This is a genomic window from Streptomyces sp. DI166, assembly GCF_900091315.1.
GTDB lineage: Bacteria > Actinomycetota > Actinomycetes > Streptomycetales > Streptomycetaceae > Streptomyces > Streptomyces fuscus.
The window spans coordinates 26,414-49,847 of sequence record NZ_FLSP01000066.1 but is presented as its reverse complement, the minus strand read 5'-3'; the positions used below and the strand labels follow the sequence as shown (position 1 = coordinate 49,847).

17 protein-coding genes and 2 pseudogenes are annotated in these 23,434 nt (G+C 71.0%); 10 read left to right on the top strand and 9 right to left on the bottom strand.

Going from position 1 to position 23,434, the window contains the following annotated elements; genetic code table 11:
• From GA0115233_RS27635 to GA0115233_RS27600, 8 genes and pseudogenes are all read left to right on the top strand, one after another.
• Positions 1 to 1,304: pseudogene (locus GA0115233_RS27635) on the top strand (hypothetical protein); the annotation flags it as partial.
• Between the two features lie 9 nt (positions 1,305 to 1,313).
• A pseudogene (locus GA0115233_RS27630) lies at positions 1,314 to 1,728 on the top strand (roadblock/LC7 domain-containing protein).
• Positions 1,729 to 1,841: 113 nt separating this feature from the next.
• Complete coding sequence (locus tag GA0115233_RS27625; protein ID WP_015657618.1) at positions 1,842 to 2,240, top strand: DUF742 domain-containing protein; 399 nt, start codon at positions 1,842 to 1,844, stop codon at positions 2,238 to 2,240.
• Complete coding sequence (locus tag GA0115233_RS27620) at positions 2,221 to 2,796, top strand: GTP-binding protein (protein ID WP_015657619.1); 576 nt, start codon at positions 2,221 to 2,223, stop codon at positions 2,794 to 2,796. The genes GA0115233_RS27625 and GA0115233_RS27620 overlap by 20 nt, the downstream gene beginning before the upstream one ends.
• 377 nt (positions 2,797 to 3,173) lie before the next feature.
• Positions 3,174 to 6,392: a sensor histidine kinase gene (locus GA0115233_RS27615; RefSeq protein WP_176711957.1), complete on the top strand. Its 3,219-nt coding sequence runs from the start codon at positions 3,174 to 3,176 to the stop codon at positions 6,390 to 6,392.
• A 10-nt stretch (positions 6,393 to 6,402) separates the two neighbouring features.
• Entirely contained in the window at positions 6,403 to 6,816 is a 414-nt protein-coding gene (locus GA0115233_RS27610) for a roadblock/LC7 domain-containing protein (RefSeq protein ID WP_004983065.1), read from the top strand.
• A gap of 95 nt (positions 6,817 to 6,911) precedes the next feature.
• Entirely contained in the window at positions 6,912 to 7,487 is a 576-nt protein-coding gene (locus GA0115233_RS27605; protein WP_093723022.1) for a DUF742 domain-containing protein, read from the top strand.
• Positions 7,468 to 8,049 carry a GTP-binding protein gene (locus tag GA0115233_RS27600; protein WP_003997631.1) on the top strand — a complete coding sequence of 194 codons (582 nt, stop codon included), beginning with the start codon at positions 7,468 to 7,470 and terminating at the stop codon, positions 8,047 to 8,049. Before GA0115233_RS27605 ends, GA0115233_RS27600 begins: the two co-directional genes overlap by 20 nt.
• 146 nt (positions 8,050 to 8,195) lie before the next feature.
• Here the strand turns inward: GA0115233_RS27600 and GA0115233_RS27595 are convergent, their stop codons facing one another.
• From GA0115233_RS27595 to GA0115233_RS27585, 3 genes are all read right to left on the bottom strand, one after another.
• The gene (locus GA0115233_RS27595; RefSeq protein WP_093723021.1) at positions 8,196 to 8,384 is read right to left on the bottom strand and encodes an acyl-CoA carboxylase subunit epsilon; all 189 of its coding nucleotides are present in this window, start codon (positions 8,382 to 8,384) and stop codon (positions 8,196 to 8,198) included.
• Positions 8,385 to 8,430: 46 nt separating this feature from the next.
• A complete protein-coding gene (locus tag GA0115233_RS27590; RefSeq protein ID WP_093723020.1) occupies positions 8,431 to 10,014 on the bottom strand; it encodes an acyl-CoA carboxylase subunit beta in 1,584 nt (527 codons plus the stop codon).
• A 154-nt stretch (positions 10,015 to 10,168) separates the two neighbouring features.
• On the bottom strand, positions 10,169 to 12,463 hold the full coding sequence (locus GA0115233_RS27585) for a polysaccharide lyase 8 family protein (RefSeq protein WP_093723019.1): 2,295 nt from the start codon (positions 12,461 to 12,463) through the stop codon (positions 10,169 to 10,171).
• 157 nt (positions 12,464 to 12,620) lie between these two features.
• On the opposite strand from GA0115233_RS27585, the gene GA0115233_RS27580 reads away from it, so the two are divergent.
• Positions 12,621 to 13,226, top strand: coding sequence for a YceI family protein (locus tag GA0115233_RS27580; RefSeq protein WP_093723018.1), 606 nt, complete (start codon positions 12,621 to 12,623; stop codon positions 13,224 to 13,226).
• A 26-nt stretch (positions 13,227 to 13,252) separates the two neighbouring features.
• Here GA0115233_RS27580 and GA0115233_RS27575 read toward each other — a convergent pair whose 3' ends face one another.
• Entirely contained in the window at positions 13,253 to 13,846 is a 594-nt protein-coding gene (locus GA0115233_RS27575) for a YdeI/OmpD-associated family protein (protein ID WP_093723017.1), read from the bottom strand.
• 184 nt (positions 13,847 to 14,030) lie between these two features.
• On the opposite strand from GA0115233_RS27575, the gene GA0115233_RS27570 reads away from it, so the two are divergent.
• Positions 14,031 to 14,810 carry a serine protease gene (locus GA0115233_RS27570; protein WP_093723016.1) on the top strand — a complete coding sequence of 260 codons (780 nt, stop codon included), beginning with the start codon at positions 14,031 to 14,033 and terminating at the stop codon, positions 14,808 to 14,810.
• A gap of 87 nt (positions 14,811 to 14,897) precedes the next feature.
• On the opposite strand, the gene GA0115233_RS27565 is transcribed toward GA0115233_RS27570, so the two are convergent.
• From GA0115233_RS27565 to GA0115233_RS27545, 5 genes are all read right to left on the bottom strand, one after another.
• On the bottom strand, positions 14,898 to 16,253 hold the full coding sequence (locus GA0115233_RS27565) for a hypothetical protein (RefSeq protein WP_093723015.1): 1,356 nt from the start codon (positions 16,251 to 16,253) through the stop codon (positions 14,898 to 14,900).
• A gap of 82 nt (positions 16,254 to 16,335) precedes the next feature.
• On the bottom strand, positions 16,336 to 19,341 hold the full coding sequence (locus tag GA0115233_RS27560) for a glycoside hydrolase family 3 protein (RefSeq protein WP_093723014.1): 3,006 nt from the start codon (positions 19,339 to 19,341) through the stop codon (positions 16,336 to 16,338).
• Positions 19,342 to 19,515: 174 nt separating this feature from the next.
• On the bottom strand, positions 19,516 to 21,120 hold the full coding sequence (gene cimA, locus GA0115233_RS27555; protein ID WP_093723013.1) for a citramalate synthase: 1,605 nt from the start codon (positions 21,118 to 21,120) through the stop codon (positions 19,516 to 19,518).
• A 337-nt stretch (positions 21,121 to 21,457) separates the two neighbouring features.
• Positions 21,458 to 22,714, bottom strand: coding sequence for a TolB family protein (locus GA0115233_RS27550; protein WP_141689573.1), 1,257 nt, complete (start codon positions 22,712 to 22,714; stop codon positions 21,458 to 21,460).
• 120 nt (positions 22,715 to 22,834) lie between these two features.
• Positions 22,835 to 23,434: a TetR/AcrR family transcriptional regulator gene (locus tag GA0115233_RS27545; RefSeq protein WP_093723011.1), complete on the bottom strand. Its 600-nt coding sequence runs from the start codon at positions 23,432 to 23,434 to the stop codon at positions 22,835 to 22,837.

Here is a 23,434-nt window from a genome sequence, read left to right as displayed (position 1 = left end):
CGGGCCGTCCGGCTCCGCAGTCCGCGTCCGCCTTCGGGCAGGCGCCCGCCGCGCCGCAGGGCCTGCAGTCCCCGGGCAACGGTGCCGGTCAGGGCCAGGACGCCTTCGGCAACAACCGTCCCGCCCCGTCCGCGTCCCAGGGTCAGGACGCCTTCGGCGGCGGTCGCCCGACGCCTCCCGCGCCGCAGCAGCAGGCGGGCGGCAAGTCGGAGCAGGGCAACGCCGGCCGCCGCCGTCGTCCGCAGCTTCCCGGGGCCCGTCGCGGCCCGCGGGCCGAGCTGCCGGGCGCCGGTACGGGTGCCGGTCAGCCGCGTACCCCGAGCTGGAGCGACGAGAACGCCCAGCCGTCGGTGCCGCGTGCCTCGCTGGACGCCCCGCGCGGCCACGACGAGCAGGACCCGGCGCAGACCTCCCGGATGCCGCGGATCGACGACCGTCAGGGCCCGGCCGCCACGGCCGAGATGCCCGCGGTCCCGCGCGACGGCGGCCGCCCGGCCCCGTCGTACGACTCCGGGCAGAGCACCGGCCAGTTCCCGCGGCCGAGCGCGCCGCAGAACACGGGCCAGGACACGGGCCAGTTCGCCCGCCAGGACCTCTACGGTCCGGGCGCGAGCCAGTCCACGGGTCAGTTCCCGGCCCCGAACGGCTACGACAACGGCTCGACCGGCCAGCACCCCCTGCCGCCGCGGCAGGACCCGGCGAGCACGGGTCAGTTCGAGCGGCCCCAGGTGGGCGGCCCGGCCGACTACAGCCCGCCGCGTCCGGCCACTCCGCCGCGTCCTCCGGCCCGCCGGCCCGAGCCGGAGGCGCTGCCCCCGGCCACCGGTCCCGGTGACGGACGGACGCCGCTGTACGACACGCTGGAGACCAACTGGTTCCGCGGCCAGCAGAACCAGGGCCAGCACCAGGGCCAGAGCCAGGGCCCGGGCCAGCAGGGCGGTGCCGCGCCCGCTCCGGCCCAGCCGCAGTCTCCGGCACCGCAAGCTTCCGCTCCGCAGCGTCCGGCCGCGACCGGCTGGCGCAGTTCGCCGAACGACGATCTCGTCCGGCAGGCAGAGCGGGTCCGTCAGCCGGCCGCGGGCGGGGTCACCACCTCCGGCCTGCCACGGCGGGTGCCCCGGGCGAACCTCGTCCCGGGCACGGCTCAGCAGCAACAGCACCAAGCCGGTCCGCAGGTCTCGCGTGCGCCTGACGACGTGCGCGGGCGGCTGACCAATCTCCGTCGGGGTATCGCGCAGGGTCGTCAGGCCGGTAACGGCCAGACCGGCAGCTTCCCGAGCCCCACTCACCAGCAGGAGCGTTAGTTGAGCCAGATGAGCCAGGCGGCACAGAATCTCAACTGGTTGATCACCAACTTCGTGGACAACACCCCCGGGGTGTCCCACACCGTCGTCGTGTCCGCCGACGGTCTTCTGCTGGCGCTCTCGGAGGGTTTCCCGCGCGACCGAGCCGACCAGCTGGCGGCCGTCGCGTCCGGACTGACCTCGCTCACGGCCGGTGCCTCCCGGATCTTCGAGGGCGGCGACGTGGCACAGACCGTGGTGGAGATGGAGAGGGGGATTCCTCTTCCTCATGTCCATCTCCGACGGCTCGTCACTGGCCGTACTCGCGCACCCGGAGTGCGACATCGGCCTCGTCGGCTACGAGATGGCGCTGCTGGTGGACCGGGCGGGTGCGGTGCTCACGCCCGATCTCCGTGCCGAGCTGCAAGGCAGTCTGCTCCACTGACCCACCTCGGATCCACCCGCCTCACCAAATCACCGTCAGGCCGACACAAGTCCCCCCACCGGCCCCGTTCAGACGGCACGACTGACCCACTTGCTGTCCCGCCCGGAGGATTCATGACCCCGCCCAACGCCTCTCATGATCCGTACGCGGAGCCGTACGAGGATGAGGGCGACCAGCCGCTGGTCCGTCCCTATGCGATGACCGGTGGCCGGACCCGGCCGCGCTACCAGTTGGCCATCGAGGCCCTGATCAGTACGACGGCCGACCCGGCAGCGCTCATGGGGCTGCTCCCGGAGCACCAGCGCATCTGCCATCTGTGCCGAGAGGTCAAGTCGGTAGCCGAGGTGTCGGCGCTGCTGTCCATGCCTCTCGGTGTCGCCCGGATCCTCGTCGCGGACCTCGCGGAGGCCGGGCTGGTCGCCATTCACCAGCCGGGTGGCGACGAGAACAACGGCGGCGCTCCGGATGTGACGCTGCTCGAAAGGGTGCTCAGTGGACTTCGCAAGCTCTGACGGAGGCCGGGCGACCACCTCCGCGAAGATCGTGGTGGCGGGCGGCTTCGGCGTCGGCAAGACGACGTTCGTCGGCGCCGTCTCCGAGATCAACCCGCTGCGCACGGAAGCCGTCATGACGTCCGCGAGCGCGGGCATCGACGACCTGACCCACACCGGGGACAAGACGACCACCACGGTCGCCATGGACTTCGGCCGTATCACCCTGGACCAGGACCTGATCCTCTACCTGTTCGGTACGCCCGGCCAGGACCGTTTCTGGTTCATGTGGGACGACCTGGTGCGCGGTGCGATCGGGGCCGTGGTCCTGGTCGACACCCGGCGTCTGGCGGACTGCTTCCCGGCGGTGGACTACTTCGAGAACAGCGGACTGCCGTTCGTCGTGGCCCTCAACGGCTTCGACGGGCACCAGCCGTACGCGCCCGAGGAGGTGCGCGAGGCCCTGCAGATCGGGCCCGACACCCCCATCATCACCACGGACGCCCGGCACCGCTCCGACGCCAAGAGTGCGCTGATCACGCTGGTCGAGCACGCTCTGATGGCACGGCTCAGGTAGGCGGGCAATTCAGCCATCGCGTACGGCAGTTGCCGTAGGAGTCCCGGAGCCGGCTGTGGCCTTTGACACGGTCGGCTCCGGTGTTCATAACGTTTCGGCAGAGGAATCGAGTGGGGCGGCCACGCGTCGCGGTCAACCGGTCTCGCTGTGCGCACGAAGGCCCCGCCTTTTGGCGGGGCTCGCTCTTTATGACCGTTTTATCTGGGGCTTACATCACGTGGAAAGATCGCATTCCCATGTTTGGAACTGCGCAGGTCCACGTGCTGGAATGCCTGAACTGCCCAATAGTCAAAGACGTACTCACAAGTCGATGACGTACTGGGCCTGAGACACTGCGGCACACCGAAGGTGCCGACCGCCGGAAGGTTGTTGGTCGAGTGAGGCGAAGCAAGAACGGTCCCGAGCCGTCGGCGCGGGGCAACTTCACCCCGCCGCCGCGCGGAGCGGCGCCCGCCCCTGTGCCCGGACCCGAGCCGACGGCCGCGCCCGCTCCGAGCGGCGGCCGTCTCTCCCCGCGCAACTGGCGAGTGCCGACCCGGCTGAACGCGATCCTGCTCATACCCGTGCTGGTCGGCCTGGTCATGGGCGGCTTCCAGGTGAAGAGCTCGATCGACACCTGGCAGGAGGCCGAGGACGCCGCGGACACCGCGCGCCTGGTCCGGGCCGCCCTGAACTACGCGGACGCCCTCTACAACGAGCGCGACATCACCGCCGCGCCGCTGCTGAAGGGCAACTCCCAGACCGACAAGGACAAGGCCACCGTCGAGGCCGCCCGCAAGGCGACCGACGAGGCCGGGGACGCCTTCGACGAGGCCGCGCAGAGCGCGCCGAGCAAGCCGGGCCTGGAGCGCCGTCTGGGCCTGTTCCGCGACGTCGAGCCCGACCTGGCGAAGCTGCGCGAGGACGCGTACACGACCAAGCTGCCCGGTGTGGACACCGAGGAGGGCTACGTCGACGTCGCCCATCCGCTGACCGAGTTCGCCAACGAGCTGGGCCTCGGCACCGGCAACGTCACCTCCTACGGCCGTACGGTCTACGCGATCCATCTGACGAAGGCGGCCCTGTCGCTGGAGCGCTCGATCGGTATGCACATGCTGGTCAAGCCCGGCCCCGGCACCGGCAGCTTCACCAGCCAGAAGGTCGCCCTGTCCTCGTACGCCTACCTGGAGGGCATCGCCCGCCAGGAGTACATCGGCGGCGGCACCGAGGCCGACACGCAGACGCTCCAGGCCGCCGAGGCGGACCTCAAGGCCAAGGGCGCGGCCATGGCCAAGGAGGCCAAGGCCAAGAACCCGGACTACGTGCCGCCGCCGGAGGACCCGGTCCAGATGGTGCGGGGCGTCGCGAGCATGGAGTCCACCGACCCGATCGTGCGCCAGGGGCTCGCCGCCAAGGGCATCACCGCCGAGAACTGGTGGGCGGTGAACACGCTCAAGTACGGCGCCTACCGCCAGATCGAGTCGGACATGGCCGACAACGCGGTGGACCTGGCCGAGGAGATCGCCGAGGACGCCAAGCAGGACACCTTCATCGTGGGTGCCTCCGTCGTCGTCGCCCTGCTCGCCGCGTTCATCCTGGCCGGCATGGTGGCCCGCCAGATGTCCCGCTCGATGCGCCAGCTGCGCAACGCCGCCTTCGGCATCGCCGAGCAGCGCCTGCCGATGCTGGTCGACCAGCTCTCCCGCACCGACCCGGGCCGGGTCGACACCCGGGTGGCCCCGATCCCGATCACCTCCACGGACGAGATCGGCGAAGTCGCCCGCGCCTTCGACCAGGTCCACCGCGAGGCCGTCCGGCTCGCCGCCGAGCAGGCCCTGCTGCGGGGCAACATCAACGCGATCTTCACCAACCTCTCGCGCCGCAACCAGTCGCTGATCGAGGGCCAGCTGACCCTGATCACCGACCTGGAGAACAACGAGGCCGACCCGGACCAGCTGGAGAACCTCTTCAAGCTGGACCACCTGGCGACCCGTATGCGCCGCAACGGCGAGAACCTCCTGGTCCTCGCGGGCGAGGAGCCCGGCCGCCGCTGGGACCAGCCGGTCCCCCTCATCGACGTGCTGCGCGCCGCCTCCTCCGAGGTGGAGCAGTACGAGCGCATCGAGCTGTCCGGCGTCCCGGAGGCCGAGATCCACGGCCGCGCGGTCACCGACCTCGTGCACCTGCTCGCCGAGCTGCTGGAGAACGCCACCACGTTCTCCTCCCCGCAGACCAAGGTCCGCGTCACCGCGACCCGTCTCCCCGACGGCCGCGTGATGATCGAGATCCACGACAAGGGCATCGGCCTGACCGCCGAGGACTTCGCGGACATCAACCACAAGCTGGCCAACCCGCCGACCGTGGACGCCGCGATCTCGCAGCGCATGGGTCTGTTCGTGGTCGGCCGGCTGTCCGACCGGCACGGCATCCGGGTCCAGCTGCGCCCCTCGGGCGAGCAGGCCGGTACCACCTCGCTGGTCATGCTGCCCGACGCCATCACCCATGGCGGTGGCGGCGAGGCGGCGCCGATACAGGACGAGTTCACCGTCTCGCAGATCATCCCGGAGCAGAACTTCCAGGGTGAGAACTTCAACGGCCAGCCGATGCGCACGGCCGCCGAGCTGGGCTTCGACGACAGCCGCTACTCGGACGTCCCGGACGACATCCGCGAGCTGGACCCCGTGGGCCGCTCCCTGATGCGCGAAGAGCGCCGGGCGGCCCTGGAGGCCCAGACGAACGGCCCGCAGCCGGCTCTGGAAGGCTCCCAGGAGGGCGCGTACGACGAGTACGGCGCGCAGCAGGGCTACGACAACGCCGCGTCGAACGGCCACGGCGGCTACCCCGAGCAGCAGCAGGCGTACGACCCGCAGACGGCGTACGAGGAGCCTCAGCAGCCTGCGTACGAGGAGCAGTACTACGCGCCGAACGGCGGCCTGCCGCAGGACGACACCTTCTCGTCGAACGGCGGCTACCCCGAGCCGGGCTATCCGGAGTCGGCTCAGGAGGCCCCCGGGGCCGGGCACGCGTCCGCCCAGGAGTCCTACCCGGCCTTCGAGGAGAGCCGTCAGCAGGACGACTGGCCGCAGCAGGACGACTACCGCGGCGGCTACTCTGACCAGTACTCTCCGGAACCGGAACCTGTGCAGGCCGCTGACACGGATGAGCGGGACCGCGTAGGCTTCGACCGTCCGGGACCGGCCCCCTCCGCCGCCCACGAGCTGACCGACGCCGGGCTCCCCCGCCGCGGATCCACCGCGAGCGGCGCGAACGGCGCCAGGCCCGTACGGCAGGAGACGCCGGCCCCCGCGGAGAACCCCACCGACTCCGGCTGGCGTTCGGCGAACGACGATCGCTGGCAGCAGGCGGCGCAGCTCCGTAAGCCCAAGGCAGGCGGAGTGACCTCTTCCGGTCTGCCTCGGCGGGTACCCAAGGCCAATCTGGTCGAGGGAGCCGCCGCAGCCACCCCCCAGGGCGGCCCCCAGGTCTCCCGCGCTCCCGAGGACGTCCGGGGCAGGCTGAGCAACCTGCGCCGGGGAGTCCAGCGGGGTCGCAGTGCGGGAAGTGAAACGAACGGCCAGGGCTTCGGTCCTGACAGCACCTACAACCAGGAGCGTTAGTGTGAGCCCGATGAGCCAGGCGGCACAGAACCTGAACTGGTTGATCACCAACTTCGTGGACAACACCCCTGGGGTGTCTCACACGGTGGTGGTCTCCGCCGACGGACTCCTTCTGGCGATGTCCGAAGGCTTCCCGCGCGACCGCGCCGATCAGCTTGCGGCCGTCGCCTCCGGTCTGACCTCGCTGACCGCCGGTGCCTCGCGCATCTTCGAGGGCGGCAGCGTGAACCAGACGGTTGTGGAGATGGAGCGGGGATTCCTGTTCATCATGTCCATCTCCGACGGTTCCTCGCTCGCGGTTCTCGCCCACCCCGAGGCCGACATCGGCCTCATTGGGTACGAGATGGCCCTTCTGGTCGACCGCGCGGGCACGGTCCTTACCCCGGATCTGCGCGCGGAACTCCAGGGCAGCCTTCTCAACTAACTAAGAGACGGTGCGTTTTGGCGTCCCGTGGCCGTAAGGTTTCGGGACGCGGCTCCACATGATGGGTGCCAGGCACAGTCGGAGGAGGAGAGAAAGTGGCAACACCCCCAGACGGTTCACATCCGGGCAATTGGTCGTACGGCCCTGCCCAGGGTCAGCACGACGGTTCCCAGAACCGGTACAACTTCCCCTCCGCGCCGGGTCATCGGCAGCCGTACGCGCCCCAGGGTCCGCAGGGTCCCGGTCCGTACGACCAGCCGCAGTCCCCGCGCATCCAGCCGGTGCAGCCGCAGCGACGTGCCCCCGAGCCGTCGCCCGCCGGGGCGTCGAACAACCCTCTGGTGCGCCCGTACGCGATGACGGGCGGTCGCACCAGGCCGCGGTACCAGCTCGCCATCGAGGCGCTGGTGCACACCACCGCGCAGCCGCACCAGATGCAGGGCCAGCTGCCCGAGCATCAGCGGATCTGCAACCTCTGCCGGGAGATCAAGTCGGTGGCCGAGATCTCGGCCCTGCTGACCATTCCTCTCGGCGTGGCCAGGATCCTCGTCGCCGACTTGGCGGAGGCGGGCCTGGTCGCCATCCATCAGCCCGGCGGCGACGAGAACGCCGGCGGCCAGCCAGACGTGACACTGCTCGAAAGGGTGCTCAGTGGACTTCGCAAGCTCTAGCGGCGGTCCTTCCCGCTCCACCACCTCCGCGAAGATCGTGGTGGCGGGCGGCTTCGGCGTGGGCAAGACCACGTTCGTCGGCGCCGTCTCGGAGATCAACCCGCTGCGCACAGAGGCCGTCATGACGTCTGCTTCGGCGGGTATCGACGACCTCACCCATACCGGGGACAAGACGACCACCACGGTCGCCATGGACTTCGGCCGTATCACCCTGGACCAGGACCTGATCCTCTACCTGTTCGGTACGCCCGGCCAGGACCGTTTCTGGTTCATGTGGGACGACCTCGTGCGCGGTGCGATCGGGGCGGTCGTTCTCGTCGACACCCGGCGGCTCGCCGACTGCTTCCCGGCTGTCGACTACTTCGAGAACAGCGGTCTGCCCTTCGTGATCGCCCTGAACGGCTTCGACGGCAATCAGCCGTACAGCCCGGACGAGGTGCGCGAGGCGCTGCAGATCGGTCCCGACACCCCGATCATCACCACGGACGCCCGGCACCGGGCGGACGCGAAGTCGACCCTCATCACGCTGGTCGAGCACGCGCTGATGGCCCGGCTGCGCTAGCCGGTCCCCGCGTCAACTGAGCTGCCCCGGACGGATGTTCACCGTCCGGGGCAGCTCTGTTGTGCCCGGGAACGGCTTCTGCGGCCCTCTGGGCGCACGAAAGGGCCCCTCCCGAACGAGAGGGGCCCTCAGGTTTGTTGCGGCGCTCAGCGCCAGCTGTGCGGCGCGCGGAAGCCGGACTCGCGCTCCAGGCGGCGCCAGCCGGCCCTGGCCCGGCCGGGGTGGGCGGCGTCGGGCTCGGGGCGGGCCGCCGCGCGGGCCAGCAGGATGGCCGTGATGGCGGCGACTTCCTCGGGCTCGGCGTGGCCCTTTTCGACGCGGATGTCAGCGTTCATGGGTGTCAGTCTCCGTGAGAGAGGTTTCCGCAGGGGAACCGGTGGGTTACTGCGGGGGGTTGCCGTGCTTGCGGGACGGCAGGTCGGCGTGCTTCGACTGGAGCATCGCCAGCGAGCGGATCAGTACCTCGCGGGTCTCCGCCGGGTCGATCACGTCGTCCACCAGGCCGCGCTCGGCGGCGTAGTAGGGGTGCATCAGCTCGGACTTGTACTCCTTGACCATGCGGGCCCGCATGGCCTCGGGGTCCTCGGCGTCCGCGATCTGCCGCCGGAAGATGACGTTGGCGGCACCTTCGGCGCCCATCACGGCGATCTCGTTGGTGGGCCAGGCGTAGGTGAGGTCGGCGCCGATGGACTGGCTGTCCATGACGATGTACGCACCTCCGTACGCCTTGCGCAGGATCAGCGAGATCCGGGGCACGGTCGCGTTGCAGTAGGCGTACAGCAGCTTCGCGCCGTGGCGGATGATTCCACCGTGCTCCTGGTCTACACCAGGCAGGAAGCCGGGTACGTCCAAAAGGGTGACGATCGGGATGTTGAAGGCGTCGCACATCTGGACGAAGCGAGCCGCCTTCTCGGACGCCTCGATGTCCAGCACGCCCGCCAGGCTCTGCGGCTGGTTGGCCACGATGCCGACGACCTGGCCGTCGAGCCGGGCCAGTGCGCAGATGATGTTGCGCGCCCAGCGCTCGTGGACCTCCAGGTAGTCGCCGTCGTCGACGATCTCCTCGATGACCTTGGCCATGTCGTAGGGACGGTTGCCGTCCGCCGGGACGAGGTCGAGGAGCACGTCGCCGCGGCGGTCCGGGGCGTCGGTGGACTCCACCCGCGGCGGGTTCTCGCGGTTGTTCTGCGGGAGCATCGACAGCAGGTAGCGCACCTCGGCGATGCACGTCTCCTCGTCGTCGTACGCGAAGTGGCACACACCGGAGGTCTCGGCGTGCACGTCCGCGCCGCCCAGGCCGTTCTGGGTGATCTCCTCGCCGGTGACCGCCTTGACCACGTCCGGGCCGGTGATGAACATCTGCGAGGTCTCACGGACCATGAACACGAAGTCCGTCAGGGCCGGGCTGTAGGCCGCGCCGCCCGCGCACGGGCCGAGCATCACCGAGATCTGCGGGATGACACCCGAGGCCTTGGTGTTGCGCTGGAAGATGCCGCCGTACCCGGCGAGCGCCGAGACGCCCTCCTGGATACGGGCGCCCGCGCCGTCGTTCAGGGAGACCAGCGGGGCACCGGCCGCGATGGCCATGTCCATGATCTTGTGGATCTTGGTGGCATGGGCCTCGCCCAGCGCGCCGCCGAAGATCCGGAAGTCGTGCGCGTAGACGAAGACCGTACGGCCCTCGACCGTGCCCCAGCCGGTGATCACACCGTCCGTGTACGGCTTCTTGGCCTCCAGGCCGAAGCCCTGGGCACGGTGCCGGCGGAGCTGTTCGACCTCTCGGAAGGAGCCCGGGTCGAGCAGCAGCTCGATCCGCTCCCGGGCGGTCAGCTTGCCCTTGGCGTGCTGCGCCGCGGTCGCCTTCTCGCTGGGACCGGCCAGTGCCTGGGCACGGATCTCGTGCAGCTCGGCGACCCGGCCGCGCGCGTCCGTGGGCTCACCCGTGGTCTCTTCCAAAACGGTCATGTAGTGACCTTACGAAGCCCGCGAAGGAAAGCGGGCCGTCGACTCCGTACAGTCTCCGGCCCGTTTTCCTGGTACCACTGAACAGAACCATCGCCCCATGCAGCCGTTCCGACTGCTCAGGGGGCGTGCCGGTTGTGGGGGTCGTACAAAGCCGTCAGTGGAGAGTCACCTCACAGCGGTGGCTCGCACATGCCCTCCCCGGGGTGACACGGACGCGCAGTCGGCGGCCTGTGGCGAGCACCTCGACGGTGTCGTCGGCGCGGATCACCGAGCGCACGGGCCGGTCCCAGGTGATCTCCAGCGGGGCTCCGGTCCGGGGCGGCTCGCTCACCGAGAGGGTAGCGGTACGGCCCTCGCGGCGGACCAGGGCACTGGCGGGTGCCGAGGCGGTGAGCGGGCCCGCGGTGCCGGGGCTCCAGAAGTTCGCCGCGGTCAGGCCGAGGGCGGGGAGGTGGACGGCCTGGCGTCCGGTGTCGTTGGCGAGGACCGACAGCCAGTGCCGGTCGGCGGCGCGGGCGGCGGTGGCGCGGCGGAAGGCGCCGGGGAGCAGGACGTACCGGTAGGCCGCGTCCTCGGGGTCGGTGCCGTGGTCCAGCCAGAGGGTCTGCCAGCGCCGGGTGCGCCGCTCGGTGGCGCCGCCGGTGTTGATGTCGGCCCAGGCTCCGGTGCGGTCCTCGCGCAGCACGCGCAACTCGCCGTCGGGGACCAGCCAGCCGCCGTGTCCTTCCAGGTGGGCCCAGCCGCGGCCCCGGACGAAGGCCTGCTCGCCGCCCTCCCCCAGGTTCCGGTTGTCGACGACCGTCTCGACGGGGACGCCGTCGGCGCAGGTGATGCCGGCGCCGAGGCAGACGACGGCGTCGTCGACGCAGAACCACGACTTGTGGGCGACCAGGGTGGAGCCGAGCCCCTTCAGGTGCTGGCCGATGGCCGCGTACTCGCCGTCGGTGACCCCGCCGACCCAGCGGGCGTCGGGTTTGGGCTCGCCCCACTCGCCGCCGGCCCGGTCGGGCAGCGGGCGGGTGGAGACCGTGGTGCCCGGGAGCCGGTACCAGTCGACGGTCGGCCAGAACCAGTCGGTGTACTGGCCGCCCTGGCCCGGCACCCACCAGGTGAGCATTCCGGCGCCGGTGTGCCAGCCGCGCGGGTTCTCGCCGTTGCCGCACTCGTAGTACGCGATGCGGTCGCTGGCCATGGCGATGTTCGCGACGAAGCCGGGGCGGCGGTGAACGGCGCGGTCCATGGCGGCGAAGAGGTGATGGCCGACGGGTTCGGGTGCGGCGGGCACCTCCGACTCGGCGACGGCGTGCAGCCGGGCGAGGTCGGCGACCGGGTACTGCGGCGCCGTCAGGACCGGGGAGACGGTGTCCCGCTCGATCCAGCCCTTGATCCTGCCGTACCAGCGCTCCCGCTCGGCCTCGCTCGCCCCGCCCGCGAGCAGCGCGATCGCGGCGATGACGCCCTGGCCGTGGAAGTGGTCGCCGCGCAGGATGCTCCGATCGCCCTTGAGGAGGCCGCGGCTGATGGCCCTCCCGTTGACGCTGTCCATGATCAGCCCGTCGTGGATCAGCGGGGCGAAGGCGTGCTCCACGCTGTCCAGGACGATCTGCCGGTTCGGGTCGGTGACCTCCCACGGCGACCCGGCGAGCAGGGCGAAGAGCCGCCCGAGCCCGTCGAGGAGGACCTGGCCGTAGGTGCCCGAGTAGGCGACCCAGGTGTGCTGGACGAAGGAGCCGTCGGCGTAGAGCCCGTCCCCCTGCGTCACGTGGGGGAAGACCGGGGAGAGCGCGTCCCGGGCAAGGATGATCCTGGCCGGTTCCCGGCCGAGGATGCCGCGCAGGGCGACCGAGCGGCACAGGTCGACGCGGTTGGCGCCGGTGGAGGTGCCGGAGTAGTCGGCCAGCACGGAGTCCGGCACGAAGTGGTCGACGGCGGCACAGGTCGCCGCCCGGCGGTCCTCGGTGAGGTGGTCGTACAGGGCGAGGGCGATGTCCATCAGCAGGCGCGGGCTGCCGATCTGCCATTCCCACCAGTTGCCGTAGCGGGTGGTGGTGGGGTTGTAGACGGTGGCGGACAGGTGGTCGAGCCCTCGGACGATGTCGTCCCGCAGTCCCTCGTCCCCGGTCGAACCGGTGCCGGGCTGGAGGTAGGCCTGGGTCATGGTCCACAGGCGGCTGTAGCTGCGGGTGATGCCGGAGGGCGGGTCGTAAGGGTAGCCGGGCCACAACCAGGCCGGGGCGGGCGCCATCGAACTCCGGTACCCCCGGGCGAGCGCACCGGTCTCGGCGAGCCGGGAGGCGTACGGCTCGGCGGCAGGGTCGTAGCCGGTCCCCAGGGCGAGGTCGAGCCAGCGGCGCCGGAGGACCTCGTACGGGTCCTCCGCGCGGCGCGCGCCGACGGCGGCGAGGCCGAGGGCGGCGGCGAGGAGCAGTGCACGGCGATTCATGCGCATGCCTGGTGATGCCCTCGGCCGTGCGGCGGCGAACGCTCCACCGAGGTTGTCGAAATCGAGTTGTTGAAATCTAAACGGAATAGGTCTATCGTCGTGGGTGTTGGTTAGTTCAACGTTCAACATCAGTGAGCGAGACCCGTCCCCCAAGGAGAACGTGATGAGCATCTTCGGCCGCAAGACCACCGCTGAGACCGAGACCCCGGCCGCCGTGAGCGCCGACCTGGCCGCGCTGACCGGTGAGTACACCATCGACACCGCCCACTCCACGCTCGGTTTCACGGCGCGCCACGCCATGGTGACCAACGTCAAGGGCAAGTTCCTGGACTTCTCCGGCTCGCTCAGCCTGGACGGCTCCGACCCCGCGAAGTCGAGTGCCTCCATCGACGTGAAGATGGACAGCATCGACACCGGGTCCGCGGACCGTGACGGCCACCTGAAGAGCGCCGACTTCTTCCGGACGGACGAGTTCCCGACGATGACCTTCCGGTCCACCAAGGCGGAGGCCCTCGGCGGCGACGACTACCGCATCACCGGTGACCTGACGATCCTCGGCACCACCAAGCCGGTCACCATCGACCTGGAGTTCAACGGCGCCGCGAAGGACCCGTTCGGCAACGAGCGCATCGGCTTCGAGGGCAAGGCGGAGATCCTGCGCTCCGAGTGGGGTCTGACCTGGAACGCGGCCCTGGAGACGGGCGGCGTCCTGGTCTCGGACAAGATCAAGCTGAACTTCGACATCTCGGCCATCCGCAACGCCGCGTAACACGGCCCCCTGAGCGCGCCCGCCCTTCACTCCCCCGTAGGTGAGGGCGGGCGCTCGGCTGTCCGCATCCCTTCCAGCCGGGCGACAACCGCGTCGAGCCGGGCGGCGCGCGCCTTGGCGGTACGGGCCTGGAGCAGCCCGAGGACGAGCTGGTACCGCCCGGTCCTCCCGAGCGACTCGAAGGCCGCCCGCGCCCCGGGACTGCGCTCCAGCGCCGCCGTCAGTTCCGCCGGGACGGCGGCGTCGCGCTGCGACTCGTACGCCGCCTCCCACCGCCCGTCGGCCTTGGCCGCCTCGACCTCCGCGAGCCCGGCGGGGCGCATCCGCCCCTCGGCGGCCAGTTCCGCCACCCGCCGCACATTGACCATCGACCACAGGCTGCCGGGGCGGCGCGGGGTGATCCGCTGCAGGAAGTACGACTCGTCCAGCGCCCTGCGCAGACCGGTGATCCAGCCGTGGCACAGCGCCACGTCGTTGACGTCGAGCCGGCCGACGGACGTGATGCCCGAGCCCTTCTTGGCGACCTTCACCCAGATCCCGGGATGCGGAGCCGGGTGCGCGGCGAGCCAGTCGTCGAGGGCGTCGACCGAGGCGAAGAAGAGCGGTTCGTCGGAGGTCATGAGACGACCGTACGGCCGAATCAGGTCGGTTTCCGTCCTCTTCGCCGGTGGGCGGCCTGGCCGGAATTGCCTCCTTGCCGCTCGCTCACAGCCTTTCCATAATCCGAGCAGGATTGACGTGCTCGCGACAATGATCGGGGCACGCCGGTACGCCTCCATCAACCCCCCACGGAAGGCAACCCCGTTGAAGTCTCTCCTCAAGGCGCTCAAGAGATGCGCCGTGGCCGGTACGGCCGCGCTCGCCGTCCTCAGTCTTCAACCCGTGTCCGCCGCGCAGGCAGCCCCCGCGCCCGTCGTCGGCGGCACCCGTGCCGCCCAGGGTGAGTTCCCGTTCATGGTCCGGCTCTCCATGGGCTGCGGCGGGGCGCTCTACACCCAGCAGATCGTGCTGACCGCCGCGCACTGCGTGGGCCGTACCGGTCCCAATACCTCCATCACCGCCACCGCCGGCACCGTGGACCTCCAGTCGAGCAGCCGGATCACGGTCCGCTCGACCTACGTCTACCGCGCCCCCGGCTACAACGGCGACGGCAAGGACTGGGCGCTGATCAAGCTCGCCCAGCCGGTCAACCTGCCCACGCTGAAGATCGCCACGACCACCCAGTACAACAACGGCACCTTCACCGTGGCCGGTTGGGGCGCCAACCGCGAGGGCGGCTCCCAGCAGCGGTACCTGCTGAAGGCGAACGTGCCCTTCGTCAGCGACGCCCAGTGCCGCTCGTACAGCGGTTACGGCGGCCTCATCCCCAGTGAGGAGATCTGCGCCGGTTACACCGCGGGCGGGGTCGACACCTGCCAGGGCGACTCCGGTGGTCCGATGTTCCGCCGGGACGCCTCCAACCAGTGGATCCAGGTCGGCATCGTCAGCTGGGGCATCGGCTGCGCCCGGGCCAACGCCCCCGGTGTCTACGCCGAGGTGTCCACCTTCGCCGCGCAGATAGCCTCCGCGGCGGCCGGACTCTGAGCACCCCTTCGCACCTGACGGGCCCGGCGCCGCGCGCGCCGGGCCCGTACCCGATCCCCGCCCGGCTCCTGGTGCGAGGGTCCTTCCTCAGAACCCTCCGCCGAAGTCCCCGCCCCCGAAGCCCCCTCCGTCGAAGCCGCCGCCGAAGCCTCCGGTGAAGTCGTCGGAGGCGAAGTCGGCGCCCGAGACGTCGCCGCCCTCGTAGCCGCCGCCGAAGTCGCCGTAACCCGCGCCGTAGTCCGCCGCGTAGGCGGGGGAGGCCATCATGCTGCCGAGCATCGTGCCGATGAGCAGGCCGGGCAGGATGCCGCCGCCGAAGTAGCCGCCCGCCCAGGGACCGTAGGCGGGTCCGGCCTCCCAGTACGGTCGGCGGGCGCCGGTGTCGGTGGTGACCTCGCGGATCATCGGGTCCAGTCCGTCGTCGAGGCGGGCCTTGTCGGCCGCGCACACCGGCACCTCACGGGTGGCGCCGCCCACCGGGGTCCAGCTGACGTCCTCAACCGACGGGCCGTGCCGCGGGTCGAAGAAGCAGGGCGGCCGGCGCTCGGGCAGCGGACGGTGCGCACGGCGCGCGGCGAGCACGGCGAGAAAGTGGCGGCCGTCGTCCAGGGCCTGGGTGACGGCCTTGACGTCCTCGGGTCTCGTGGCCGCGTCCATCAGGCGCTTGGCCTGTTCGTAGGAGTCCAGGGCGTGTTCGTAGTCGGTGCGCATCGCGTCGTCGGCGCCCGCCTCGCCGGGGTGGAAGTCCAGGCGCTCCAGTTCCTCGCCGAAGGCGGTGATGTCCTCGTCGACCACCACGCGCAGCTTCTCCAGCGCCTCGCGCTGCTCCTCCTCGTGCTGGAGGCGCCGGCGCCGCACCAGGGCGTAGGCGCCCGCGCCGCCCGCCGCGAGCACCACGCCGGTGGTGACCAGCCCGGCGACCGGGACTCCGTCGTCGGTGGCGGTGCCGCCCCAGGAGGCGGGTGCGGAGCCGCCGACGTTCCGCAGGGCCGCGTCGACGAAATCGTTGAGCTGGGCCTTGACGTCGTCGGTGCCCTCGACGGAGGCGACCAGGTTCTCCACACCCTGGCTGCTCATGACCGAGGAGTCGGCCCGGGCGCCGAAGCGGTCACCGCTGCGCACCGCGTAGAGGCCGGTGATGCCGGTCTCGGTGCGGAGCTTGAGGAACAGGTCGTCCTCGGGCTGGTCGGCCGGGAGGACGGCGACGAAGACCGGCTTGTCGGCGTCCTCGATCTTGTCGGCGAGCGCCTCGGCGTCCGAGGCCGAGAGCTGGTCGGAGGCGGCGGGGTCCACGTAGACGGGGCTTTCGCGCAGCGCCTCCGCCACCGTCGACAGGTCCGCCGCCGCGGACGCGCCGGGCGCACCGGCGGTCAGCGCCGCCAGCGTGGCGACGACCGGGACGAGGGCCCAGCGCACAAGGCCCCGGAGCATCGGAGTCCTCATACTTCGACGCTACCCGACGAAACGGGCAAACGTGCCGGGCCCGGCGGGGCAATCCCGCCGGGCCCGGCAGTCGTACGGCCGTTCAGCCCTCCCGGTAGGCGGTCGTCAGCCGCTCCACGGCCGCTCCGTACCTGCCCTGGGTCAGCAGCCGGTCCGCCTCGGCGAACGGCTTGGCCAGGGCCGCGGTGACCGGCTTCTGCTGGACGATCAGCCGTGCCTTGGTCACCAGGGCCCGGCCCGCCTCGTCGGCCCCGGCCCGCTCGGCCGCCGCGGCGGCGGGACCGAGGGCCCTGAGGGTGGCCGTGCCGCCGTGCGGGACCTTGGTGAGCGTGGTCAGGCCCCAGCCGTAGGGGAACTGGGGGTCGTACGAGGCGTCCCCGACGTTGATCGGGAGCTGGGCCTCGGACTTCGGCCAGGTGACCGGGAGCTGCCCGGTGAAGGGCCGCTTGCCGTAGAGGACATCGGCGACGCCGTCGCCCTCGGTGCCGGGCAGCCAGGAGGCGACCAGTGCGTCGATGCCGGCGAGCCGGTCCCCGATCAGCTGGGGGCGCCCGGAGACGATCAGCACCGCGCACTTCATCGCGGCGCACACCTTGTCCACGGCTGCCTGATCGGCGGCCGACAGTTCCAGGTCGTGGCCGTTGCCGACATCGCCGACGCCCTCGGCGTAGGGCGTCTCACCGACGACGACCACGCCGACGTCGTGACCGGAGGTCGGCGCGGAGGCGTCCTTGGAGTACGTCAGCCGCGAGGTGTTCTTCCTCATGGCCTCCAGGACGGTCGTACCGGGGGTGATGTCGCCGGAGGAGCCCTGCCAGGTGACGGTCCAGCCGCCGGACTGGTTGCCGATGTCGTCGGCGTTGGACCCGGCGACGTACACCTTCTGCGACTTCTTCAGCGGCAGTAGGCCGCCGGAGTTCTTCAGCAGCACCTGCGACTCGGCCACCGCCTCGCGCGCCACCGCCCGGTGCTGCGCGGAACCGATCTTCCGCGCGCCGCTCGTGTCGGCGTACGGCTGCTCGAAGAGCCCCAGCTTGAACTTCTGCGTGAGGATGCGGGACACGGCGTCGTCGATCCGCCGCTCGCTGATCCGCCCGGCGTTCGCCTCGGCGACCAGGGCGGAGTGGAACTCCTTGTAGGAGTAGGGCGCCATCACCATGTCGACCCCGGCGTTGACCGAGGTGCGCACGTCGCTGGCGTAGTCGCCGGGGATCTGGTCGATGCCGTTCCAGTCGCTGATGACGAAGCCGTCGAAGTCCATCCGGCCCTTGAGCACGCCGTTGATCATGTCGCCGCGCGCGTGCATCTTCACCGGGCCCTGACCGTCCCCGATCAGGTCGAGGGAGGAGTACGAGGGCATGACGCTGCCGACCCCGCGGTCGACGGCCTCCTGGTACGGGGACAGGTGCACCGCCGCCAGCTGCTTGCGGGTGACCTTGGTGATGCCCTGGTCGATGGTGTAGCTGCCGGTGGTGGAGGAACCGAACTCGGTGCCGCCGTCACCGACGAAGTGCTTGGCGGTGGCCAGAACCTTGTCGTCGCGGTCCAGGTCCCGTCCGTCGCGGCGGCCCTGGAGGCCCTGGATCACCGTCTCCATGGACTCGACCAGGGCCGGGTCCTCGCCGAAGGCCTCGTAGGAGCGGCCCCAGCGTTCGTCGCGGGTGACGCAGAGGCAGGGTGCGAAGTCCCAGGGGACGCCGGTGGCGCGGACCTCGGCAGCGGTGACCTCGGCGGTGCGCCGGGCGAGCCGGGGATCGCGGGTGGCGCCGATGCCGATGTTGTGCGGCATGACCGTGGCGCCGACCAGGTTGTTGTGGCCGTGCACCGCGTCCACGCCGTAGATCAGCGGGATCTGGAAGCGGGTGGCCCGGGCCCTGAGCTGGTAGGAGTCGATCATCTTCGCCCAGGCCTCGGCGGTGTTGGGCGTCGGGGTCGAGCCGCCGCCGGAGAGCAGCGAGCCGAGGTCGTAGGCGGCGATGTCACCGGGCTTGCCCATCGCGCCGCGCTCGGCCTGGGTCATCTGCCCGGCCTTCTCCTCCAGTGTCATCCGCCCGAGAAGGTCGGCGACGCGCTTCTGCACGGGCAGCTTGCTGTTCAGATACGGCAGCCCGTGGGCGTTCACGACGATCTGCGGGTCCTCGGCGGGCGCCTTGGCTCCGGTGACGGTGAGCTTCAGCGGGACCGTCTCGGCGGGTTCGGCGCTCTTGTCCTTGAGGGTGCGGACCTGGATGGCGCGGGTGGTGCCGGAGGCGGTGCCTGCGGGGAAGGTGAACTCGCCCTTCACGGGCGCGTAGTCACCGCCCGAGGCGGTTCCGCCGGAGGTCTCGTAGGCGACGGTGACGGGCTGCTCGACGGGGACGGCGCCGGTGGTGGAGAGGGTGACGCGCACGGTGGCGGTGCCGCCCTCCTTCACCGGGTGGACGGCGGCGTCGGTGGTGACGGAGGCGCGCAGCGCCGGATCGGCGCGGCCGTACAACTCCACGCCGTCCATGGCGAATTCACCGGGCTTGCCGACGGGGAGGGTGACGGCGTAGCCCCACATCTCGGTCAGGCCGAGGACCTGGTCGATGCCGCCGACGGGCTGGTAGTCGGTGCGGTACACGAACTCCGTGAAGGGCAGCTCGATCTGCTTCCAGCCGGTGAAGTCGTCGGTGAAGGCGGCCTGCCACAGCTCGGACGCCTCGCCGTTGGCGCCGCCGTCCTTGAGCTCGAAGAGGAACCTGTCGCCGCTGTTCCTGCCGTCCCACCAGAAGCGGATGCCTTTGCTCGCCGACCAGTTGTGGGGCTGCTCGTCGAAGGCGTAGCCGTGGCTGAAGCCGCCGTAGCCGCTGATGTCGTAGGTACCGGAGAGGACCTTCTCCCCCTCGGGAGCGTCCTCGCGCGCGCCGAGCCGGAGCGTGGGCGGATCGTCGCTGTCGCCGCCCCAGGTGAAGATGCCGTGGGCGGGCGGCTTGGCGAAGGGGACTTCGCCCTCGAAGCGGTCTATGGGGACGGGGGCGGGTGCGGGATCTTCGGCCGCGCCGGCCGCGGTGAGCGGCGTCAGGGCGGCGAGCAGAGCGCTGGAGACGAGCAGGGCGGTTCTTCGCATGGACCTTCCCTCGACTCTCAAGGTTCACTCAGGACTTAGATCACGCCGTGAGTTAACTAACGGCACGTAGCCCCGTCAAGACGCCACGTCAGACATTTCGGGAAGGCAGGCAAACGGCGCCCGTGTACGGATCCGTGACCGCTCGGGCGCCGTCGGTTGTCGGGCTCTGCCGGACTACTCCGCCGGTGACACCCCCGCGCGCAGGAGGCCGTAGGTGTAGGCGTCCTCCAGGGCCTGCCAGGATGCGGCGATGACGTTCTCGGCCACGCCCACCGTGGACCACTCGCCGGTGCCGTCGGAGGTGGAGATCAGGACCCGGGTGGTGGACTGGGTGCCGTGGACGCCCTCCAGGATGCGGACCTTGTAGTCGACGAGGTCCAGCTTGGCGAGCTGGGGGTAGATCTTCTCCAGGGCGACCCGGAGCGCGCGGTCGAGGGCGTTGACGGGGCCGTTGCCCTCGGCGGTGGCGACGATGCGCTCGCCCTTGGCGAAGAGCTTGACCGTGGCCTCGTTGGCGTGGCTGCCGTCGGGGCGGTCCTCGACGATGGCGCGCCAGGACTCGACGTCGAAGTACTTCAGCGGCGCGCCCTCGACCTCGGCGCGCAGCAGGAGTTCGAAGCTCGCGTCCGCCGCCTCGTAGGTGTAGCCCGCCAGCTCGCGCTCCTTGACCCGCTCGACCACGCGGCCGACCACTTCCCGGTCGCCGCCGAGGTCGATGCCGAGCTCCTTGCCCTTGAGCTCGACCGAGGCGCGGCCCGCCATGTCGGAGACCAGCATGCGCATGGTGTTGCCGACCTGCTCGGGGTCGATGTGCTGGTACAGGTCCGGGTCGACCTTGATCGCGGAGGCGTGCAGGCCCGCCTTGTGCGCGAAGGCCGAGACACCGACGTAGGGCTGGTGGGTGGAGGGGGTGAGGTTGACGACCTCGGCGATGGCGTGGGAGATGCGGGTCATCTCGCGCAGGTGGCCCTCGGGCAGCACCTTCTTGCCGTACTTCAGCTCCAGGGCGGCCACCACCGGGAACAGGTTGGCGTTGCCGACCCGCTCGCCGTAGCCGTTGGCCGTGCACTGGACGTGGGTCGCGCCCGCGTCCACCGCCGCGAGGGTGTTGGCGACCGCGCAGCCGGTGTCGTCCTGGGCGTGGATGCCGAGCCGGGCGCCGGTGTCGGCCAGGACCGTCGAGACGACCGCCTGGACCTGCGCCGGGAGCATGCCGCCGTTGGTGTCGCAGAGGATCACCACGTCGGCGCCCGCCTCCGACGCGGTCCGGACGACCGCCTTGGCGTACTCGGGGTTGGCGCGGTAGCCGTCGAAGAAGTGCTCGCAGTCGACGAAGACCCGGCGGCCCTGCTCCCGGAGGAAGGACACCGTGTCCCGGACCATCTCCAGGTTCTCGTCCAGGGTCGTGCGCAGCGCGAGTTCCACATGCCGGTCGTGCGACTTGGCGACCAGCGTGACCACCGGGGCGCCGGAGTCCACCAGGGCCTTCACCTGCGGGTCGTCCGCCGCCTTGGCGCCCGCGCGCCGGGTGGCGCCGAAGGCGACCAGCTGGGCGTGCCTGAAGTCGATCTCCTGCTGGGCGCGGGCGAAGAACTCGGTGTCCCGCGGGTTGGCGCCGGGCCAGCCACCCTCGATGAACCCCACGCCGAAGTCGTCCAGGTGCCGTGCGATGGCCAGCTTGTCCGCGACCGTGAGGTTGACGCCCTCGCGCTGGGCGCCGTCGCGCAGGGTGGTGTCGAAGACGTGGAACGAGTCGTCCAGCTCGCTGGTTTCCGTCATGGTGTGAAGGCTCCTGATGTATGGATCTCGGTCTGTACCGGAATGACCGGCTCCACCGTCCTCCAATGATCCCTCGCGCTGCTCTCCCGGCTGAAGGTGGGCCAGAAATGCGAAAAACCTCTCGCGGGTGCGAGAGGTCTGCGCGCGGGTCGAGGACGACGATGGCCGCCCGTACCTGGTCGTACAAGGCGGTCACTGCGGACCGGCGCGCCTGCTGCCAATAATCATGGCGAACGAGAGCACGGGGGCAGTCTGGCACAGTCCGCCCCGCGTGCTCACCGCTGTCTCAGTATGCGAACCTCGTCCTGGTCACCGGAGCCCGGTCACCGGCGCCCGGTCACCGGAGCCGGAAGAGGAAGCCGTCGCCGACGCCGTTGGTGTCGCCGGGGACGAGGTCGGGCGCGTACGAGTAGACCGCGAGCAGCCCGCTGCCCCGGGCGAACGCGCTGGGCACCGCCGACCCCTCGGTCTGGGGTCCGCCCGCCAGGGTGCGGGTGACGAGCTTCGTCCGTCCCGTCCGCAGATCCTGGACATGGACGTTCTCCGCGACCGCCTCGTCGCCCGCCTCGGTCTCGACGCTGTACGCGATCAGCCGGCCGTCGGGGCTGAGCAGACCCGCGCCGACCCCGCCCCGGCCCTCGTGGGTGATCCACCGCGTGCCGCCGGTACGGCTGTCGTAGAGGTAGGTCTCCCAGGTGTGGTCCGGCGCCTCGGGGACCACCTCCTCGGCGAAGGACGAGTAGGCGACGTACCGGCCGTCCGCGGAGAGGGTCGGGTAGCCCGGGCTGCCGTCGGTGGGCTCGCCCCCGACCTGGTTCACCAGTTTCTGCTCACCGGTGCGCAGGTCGGCGTGCCACAGCTCGTGCCGCCCGCCGCGCGGATGCCGCTGCACATAGGCCAGACGGCTGCCGTCGGCGCTCAGGGCGACGTACGGGACGTACCAGTCACCCGGGATGCGGTCGCTGACGCGCTCGACCGCCCCGGTGCGGCGGTCGACGACGTACGCCAGGGTCTGGTTGTTCTGCCCGCTCTCCATCCGCCGCGCGCCGAAGGCGACGAAGCGGCCGTCCGCGGACATGTCGAAGGTGTCGAACGTCAGGGCGGTGCCGCCGCCGACCCCCGCACTGACCCGTTCCGTGCGGCCGGTGCGCCGGTCGTGGACATAGACGTCCTCCACACCGCCGCTGGGCGGTTCGGGCCAGTGGACGAGGTTCGTCGCGTCCGACATGAAGGCGACATAGCGGCCGTCGGCGCTGATCCGCACCCCGTGCGAGCCCCGGCCGCCCTCCGCCTGCGTCCCGTCCGACGCGACGTTGACCCGCTCCACGGCCCCGGTGCGCCGGTCGCGCACGAACACATCGCTGTTCCCGTTGGTGTCACCGGGCACCACATCGGCGTCGCTCGTGACGAACGCGGTGTAGCGGCCGTCGGCGCTGAGCCGCGGCCCGCCGGACCCCCGCTCGATCTGCTCCCCCGTCGACCGCAGTGTGATCCGCTCGGGCCCCGGCCGCGGTGCCGCCCCCGCCAACGTTGTCGACCCCGCCACCAGCGCGCCCGCGAGCACGGCGACGGCCACCCCACGCATGGTTCTCAACACGTTTCCCCCGTGTGACTGCTTCTCCCCCGGCCCCGCGCCGAGGGGCTTCCATCGAAGGCAAACGCACCCCGCATCGGGGCGTCAATCCCCCGAATTGAGTACAACCCGGGCGCGGTCTCAGTCGTCCGCGAGGAGGGTCTGCTCGATGAACTCCCGTACGTGGCCGAGAATGTGCGCCCGGTCCGCGCCGCGCAGGCCGATCGCCACATGGATGGAGAAGCCGTCGAGGAGGGCCCGGAGCCGGGCCGCGTACCGGTCCGCGTCGACCGGGCGGAACTCACCGCGCGAGATGCCCTCGGCCAGCAGGGCGACCAGGTCGCGGTGCCAGGCGCCCTCGATGGCGGCCTGCCGGTCGCGGGCGGAGGCGTCGGCGTTCTGCGAGCGGTTCCAGACCTCCAGCCAGAGCGTCCAGTGCGGGTCGCGGTGACCGTCGGGGACGTACAGGTCGACGTACGCTTCCAGCCGTTCCCGGGCGGAGGCGGTGCGGGTGAGGAGGCGGCCGCGTTCGGCGCCGAGCCGGCCTTCGCTCCACTCCAGGGTCTCCAGCAGCAGCTCGTCCTTGGAGCCGAAGTAGTACAGCAGATGGCCGCTGCTCATCCCGACCTCGCGGCCGAGCGCCGCCATGGTGAGCTTCTCCAGACCGCGCTCGGCGATCATCGCCATGGCGGCGGCGAGTACGTCCTCCCGCGGCGGCGCGTTCCGGCGCACACCGGCCAT